At 41.0% G+C, this 5591-nt stretch carries 6 protein-coding genes; all 6 read right to left on the bottom strand.

All coding sequences use genetic code 11. From position 1 onward, the window contains the following. Positions 1 to 684, bottom strand: a 684-nt coding sequence (locus AC1DUW_RS20065; protein ID WP_477643284.1) for a Stp1/IreP family PP2C-type Ser/Thr phosphatase, incomplete at its 3' end; no start/stop codon positions are given. 4 nt (positions 685 to 688) lie between these two features. Then, positions 689 to 1783, bottom strand: coding sequence for a dual-specificity RNA methyltransferase RlmN (gene rlmN, locus AC1DUW_RS20070; RefSeq protein ID WP_053345276.1), 1095 nt, complete (start codon positions 1781 to 1783; stop codon positions 689 to 691). Then, positions 1784 to 3136, bottom strand: coding sequence for a 16S rRNA (cytosine(967)-C(5))-methyltransferase RsmB (gene rsmB / locus AC1DUW_RS20075; protein WP_053345275.1), 1353 nt, complete (start codon positions 3134 to 3136; stop codon positions 1784 to 1786). Then, on the bottom strand, positions 3123 to 4082 hold the full coding sequence (gene fmt / locus AC1DUW_RS20080) for a methionyl-tRNA formyltransferase (RefSeq protein WP_053345274.1): 960 nt from the start codon (positions 4080 to 4082) through the stop codon (positions 3123 to 3125). Before fmt ends, rsmB begins: the two co-directional genes overlap by 14 nt. Next, positions 4079 to 4564 carry a peptide deformylase gene (gene def / locus AC1DUW_RS20085; protein ID WP_477643285.1) on the bottom strand — a complete coding sequence of 162 codons (486 nt, stop codon included), beginning with the start codon at positions 4562 to 4564 and terminating at the stop codon, positions 4079 to 4081. The genes fmt and def overlap by 4 nt, the downstream gene beginning before the upstream one ends. 95 nt (positions 4565 to 4659) lie before the next feature. Then, on the bottom strand, positions 4660 to 5591 hold a 932-nt coding region (gene priA / locus AC1DUW_RS20090), incomplete at its 5' end, for a replication restart helicase PriA (RefSeq protein WP_477643286.1).

A 5591-nucleotide genomic window follows, 5' to 3' on the forward strand; every position in this document is an offset into this window, starting at 1 on the left:
GTGATTGGCCTTATCTATTAACRAATTCGCCTTTTCTTCAAGTGGTTGCTCATTGGTAACTGTTTCTTCAAGTTCCTGTTCACTCACTTTATTCGTTAAACCGTCCGAGCAAAGCAAAAGTAAATCACTTTCTTCAAAAATGACCGTCGTAATGTCCATTTCCACTTGCATTTCTGTACCTAAGGCTCGTAATAAAACATTTTTCCGTGGATGATTCTCGGCGTCTTCCTTAGAAATCTGGCCTGAACGGACTAATTCATTAACAAGCGAATGATCTTCAGTGACCTGCTTAAAACCACTTTCATTATACAAATAACATCGGCTGTCCCCGATGTTGGCAATAGTTGAAAATTTATCAGTACAAATGGCTGCAACAATGGTTGTCCCCATGCCCTTGCATTCTGTATTCGCCTCGGCATGTTCAAAAAGCAATTGATTAACCAAGAAAATTTTCTTTCTCAGCCAATCCTCTGCATCATTTGCTGTATCAATCCCGTTGGATTCCTCCCAGCCCTTTTTCAAAAGGTCGATCGTCATTGCACTTGCTACATCTCCGGCTCGGTGGCCGCCCATGCCATCTGCAACGATGGCAAGGCGAACGCCTTCCGAATTCTTAAAGATTCCGCCATTATCTTCATTATGCTGGCGGACTTTTCCACGGTCAGTTTTAAATATTGCCCTCATAGGGTCACCTCGTCTCTTCTTTGCGCTCCTTGGCCCGAAGCTGGCCGCAGGCTGCATCAATATCACTGCCTTGTTCCCTTCGGATCGTTACATTAATACCACGCTTTTTCAATGTTTTTTCAAACTCAAAAATTTGGTCCCGAGGTGTACGTACATAGTCGCGTTCCGGTACATAGTTAACCGGAATTAAGTTGACATGGCATTTAATGTCTTTTATTAAATCGGCTAATTCTTCGGCGTGTTTCACAGAATCATTTTCGCCTCCGAATAGACCATATTCAAAACTGACCCGGCGCCCTGTTTTTTCTGTATAGTATTTGATGGCTTCAATCAAGTCTGGCAGTTTATAGGCCTTGTTGATTGGCATCAATTTACTTCTCAATTCTGTATTAGGGGCATGAAGGGAAACCGCAAAATTGATTTGCATGCTCTCTTCAGCAAACTTATAAATTTTTGGAATGATACCACTTGTTGAAACGGTAATATGACGTGCTCCAATGTTTAAGCCTTTTTCATGATTTATATTTTTCAAGAAAGACATCATATTATCATAGTTATCAAACGGTTCACCGATTCCCATGATTACGACTGAGCTAACGCGTTCTTCCACTTCATCAAGTGCCTGTTGTACCTTAACGACCTGGGCAACGATTTCTCCTGATTCAAGGTTTCGTTTTAAGCCGCCAAGAGTTGATGCACAGAATGTACAACCAATCCTACAACCCACCTGTGTTGTAACACAGATAGAGTTTCCATATTCATGGCGCATTAATACCGTTTCAATCGAATATCCATCATGCAGTTCAAATAAAAACTTCATGGTCCCGTCATTTGACGTTTGCTGAATCAATGTTTTTAATGTAGTGAATGTGAACTGTTCTTCTAGTTTATCGCGTAAAGATTTCGAAAGGTTGGACATATCTTCAAAACTAGAAATACGCTTTTTGTAAAGCCAGTCATAAATTTGATCTGCACGGAATGCCTTCTCGCCGTTTTCAACCAGCCATTCTTTAATTTGGTGAAGCTCAAATGAATAAATCGATGGTTTTTCTGGTGTTGTGTCTTTTTTTACTCTTGATGATTTAGTAATCTCTGCCATTTACAGCACCTTCTTTCTAAAACTCGCAATAAAGAATCCATCACTGCTAAAATATTGCGGGAACACTTGCAACGTATGGCCTTCAATAAATGGCTGAACACTTTCAGGCATTCTTGTGGCCAATGTCGTATCACTTTCAAAATCCGGATGGTTTTCCAAAAATGCTGCAGCAACTTTATCATTTTCTTCTTTATCCACCGTACATGTACTATATACTAACCGTCCGCCTTGTTTTACTAGCGGGGCAGCTGATTCCAATAACTGTTTTTGTATACTTGAGAGTTTCATTATATCATCTTTTGTTTTTGTGTACTTTACATCCGGCTTCCGGCGCATAACACCTAATCCTGAACATGGTGCATCTATAAGAATCCGGTCAAACCCTTCTTTATTAAAGTGTTCTTGGACGTTTCTGCTATCAAGGGCCATTGTCTTAATGTTGTTTCTTAGCTTTAGCCGCTCTGCCTGCTCTTTGATGAGTTTAACCTTATGCTCATGAAGATCAAGGGCATATACTTGTCCTGTGGTTAAGCCTTCTGCGATATGAGTTGTCTTACCTCCTGGTGCAGCACAGCAATCGAGAACAGCATCATTCTCATTGGCTCCTAACGCATGAGCGACTAGCATCGAACTTTCGTCTTGAATCGATAGATACCCCAATTTATAGCTTTCTGAATGAGCAAGATTTCCCTTATAGCTAACAATTGCCTCTCGAACAACATCACTTGCTTCAACATCATAGCCTTCTTCTGTCAAAACGCTGATTAGTTCACTGCGAGAAATCTGCTTTAAATTAACCCTTCCCGTCTGCAGTGGAGCAGTTAAGTTAATTTCACACATTTCCTTGGTTTTCTCATAGCCAAATTGCTCTACCCAACGCTTGACTAGCCAAGCAGGATGGCTTACCTCGATTGAGAGGCGCTCAAGCTCATCTTTGATATCATCAAGAGGAGCTACACCATTTCTTTGAATATTACGAAGCACACCATTGACCATTGAAGACGTTCCCTTATGGCCACGCTTTTTCGAGATTTCGACAGCTTCAAAAATAATCGCGTGATCTGGTACTTTATCTAAATAAATCATTTGATAAACGGAGAGCCTAAGTAGGTTGATGACCCAGCTTAGCGTTTTTTTCGGTTGCTTAATAAATGGCTTCAAATAGTAATCCAAAGTCATTTTCCGCTGAATCGTACCGTAGCTTATTTCTGTTAGCAAACCACTATCCACACCGGATAACTGGTGCTTTTTAATCAAGTTGTTAAGTAAAAGGTTGCTGTAGGATTGGTTTTTTTCTACAGATTCCAAAATATCGAGAGCAATTTCACGTACTCCCTTTTTAGTTTGCTTCATTCTGTTCTCCTAACTTCATGCCTGCTTTAATGAACGACCCGGCTCCGCGCAAGTAATCTTTCGCCGGCATTTTTTTCTTTCCTGAAGGCTGCAGTTCCGTAACTAGTATAGCCGTCTCATTGCCTGTCGAAACGACGAAACCATCGTTACGTACATCAATAATCGTCCCCGGCACTGCCTGATTGTTATGTTCAAGCTTGTTTGCCTGCCAAATTTTTAAAATGGATTCATTTAAGAGTGTGTAGGCAACAGGCCATGGATTCAGGCCACGTACATGGTTATAAATGTCTTCCCCTGTTTTCGACCAGTCGATTTTTTCCTCCGACCGCCTAATGTTAGGTGCGAAAGTTGCTTTATCTTCTTCTTGCTTAATCGCATTTAACCCATCATTTATAAGCTTTGGCAATGTTTCTGCAAGTAAATCAGAACCGACCTTGCTTAATTTATCATGTAGAGTGCCGACATTGTCTTCTTCTTCTATGGTAACTTCTGCCTGTGTTAATATATCCCCAGCATCCAGTTTCTCGGCCATATACATGATAGTTATTCCTGTCTTTTCTTTCCCCTGTAATATGGAATAATGGATAGGTGCTCCTCCACGTAGTTCAGGAAGCAGGGAAGCATGTACATTAATACATCCGTATTTTGGAGCTTCCAACAATTCATTCGGTAGAATTTGTCCGAAAGCAGCCGTCACCACTAAGTCAGGTTTCAATGCAATGATTTTTTCTAGATCTTCTTTTTCACGGATTTTTTCGGGTTGATAAACGGGAATTCCCTGCTTTTCAGCCTCAACCTTAACAGGCGGGGGTGTTAGCACCTTTTTGCGACCCACTGGACGGTCAGGCTGTGTAACAACCGCAATCACGTCATAACCTTCGTCAAGGATTCTTTTAAGTACCGGTACTGAAAAGTCCGGTGTTCCCATAAAAATAATTTTTGTCATTCTTCTTCAAACCTTTCTAACTCTTCTTCCGTAATATAGCGTGAAACCTTACTTGTAAATAACACTCCCTGCAAATGATCTATTTCGTGCTGGAGAGCTCTAGCCAGGAAATCCTCCGCTTCTATTTCGAAAAAGGATCCTTTTCGGTCCTGTGCCCGCACCTTGACGCGGTATGGGCGTGATACTTCCCCGTATATACTTGGAAAACYCAAACAGCCTTCAACGGCTGTCTGTTCGCCTTCCACTTCTAGCACTTCTGGATTAATCAGTTCGATTACACCAGATCCTTCATCTATTTCAACGACCGCGACTTGCTTTTTCACGCCAACCTGAGGTGCAGCAAGGCCAACGCCATCAGCTTCAACCATCGTTTCGTACATGTTATTTAACAGCTTAGCCAATTTTTTATCAAAACTTGTTATTTTATCGCATTTTTGTTGTAAAATTTTTTCAGGAAACAAGACAATCGGTAAAATAGCCAAAATTAAAGGTACCCTCCTAAATATAAAAACCAAAACTTCACTATATAAAAACGCAAGCTAGAACAGCTCGCGGTAATCATCCAACGCTAAAACAATTACATCATAATCTGCGGATTTAAATCTATTGAAATCTGCAGATGATTTTGGGCCGTTTCTTTTTGATAATGCTCTAAAAGTGTACGTAAATGCTGATTAAGATCCGGCTCTCGTTTGTATTTTATCAGACATTGGTAGCGATATCTATTGTTGATTCGACTAATGGGCGAAGCAACAGGACCGAGTACGATAGAATCCCGATTCAATCGTGAACTTAAATAATTGGTGATTTTATCCGTGACACTCACTGTTTTCATTAAGTCTTCATGTGAAACAGTTATAAGCACAACATAATAATAGGGAGGGTAATGACTTTGCCTGCGGAGATACATCTCTCGCTCAAAAAAGAAATCATAATCCTGCATAGCTGAAAGCTCGATGCTGTAATGCTCAGGCGTATAGGTTTGAATGACTACCTCTCCTGGGAGTTGGTGACGTCCCGCTCTTCCACTTACTTGTGTCAGCAGTTGGAACGTTTTTTCCGATGAACGGAAATCGGGCAAATGGAGCATTGTGTCAGCTGAAAGGACTCCAACTAAAGTGATATTGGGAAAATCAAGTCCCTTGGCAATCATTTGGGTGCCGAGTAATATATCAGCCTTCCCCTCACCAAAGGCATTCAGCAACCGCTCATGTGAACCTTTTTTACTTGTTGTATCGACATCCATTCGTATTACTCGTGCATCTGGGAGAATTTTTGCAAGTTCTTCCTCCACTTTTTGCGTACCTGTACCGAAGAATCGGATATGTTCACTAGCACATTCAGGGCAATCAGAAGGCATTCCTTCCTCAAATCCACAATAATGGCATTTCATTATATCATTAAAGCGATGATAGGTGAGTGAAATGTCACAATTTGGACAGTTGATGACTAATCCACAGCTTCGACACATCACGAAGGAGGAATGTCCTCGTTTATTTAGCATCAACA

Source organism: Peribacillus sp. P4_C12 (assembly GCF_056402095.1).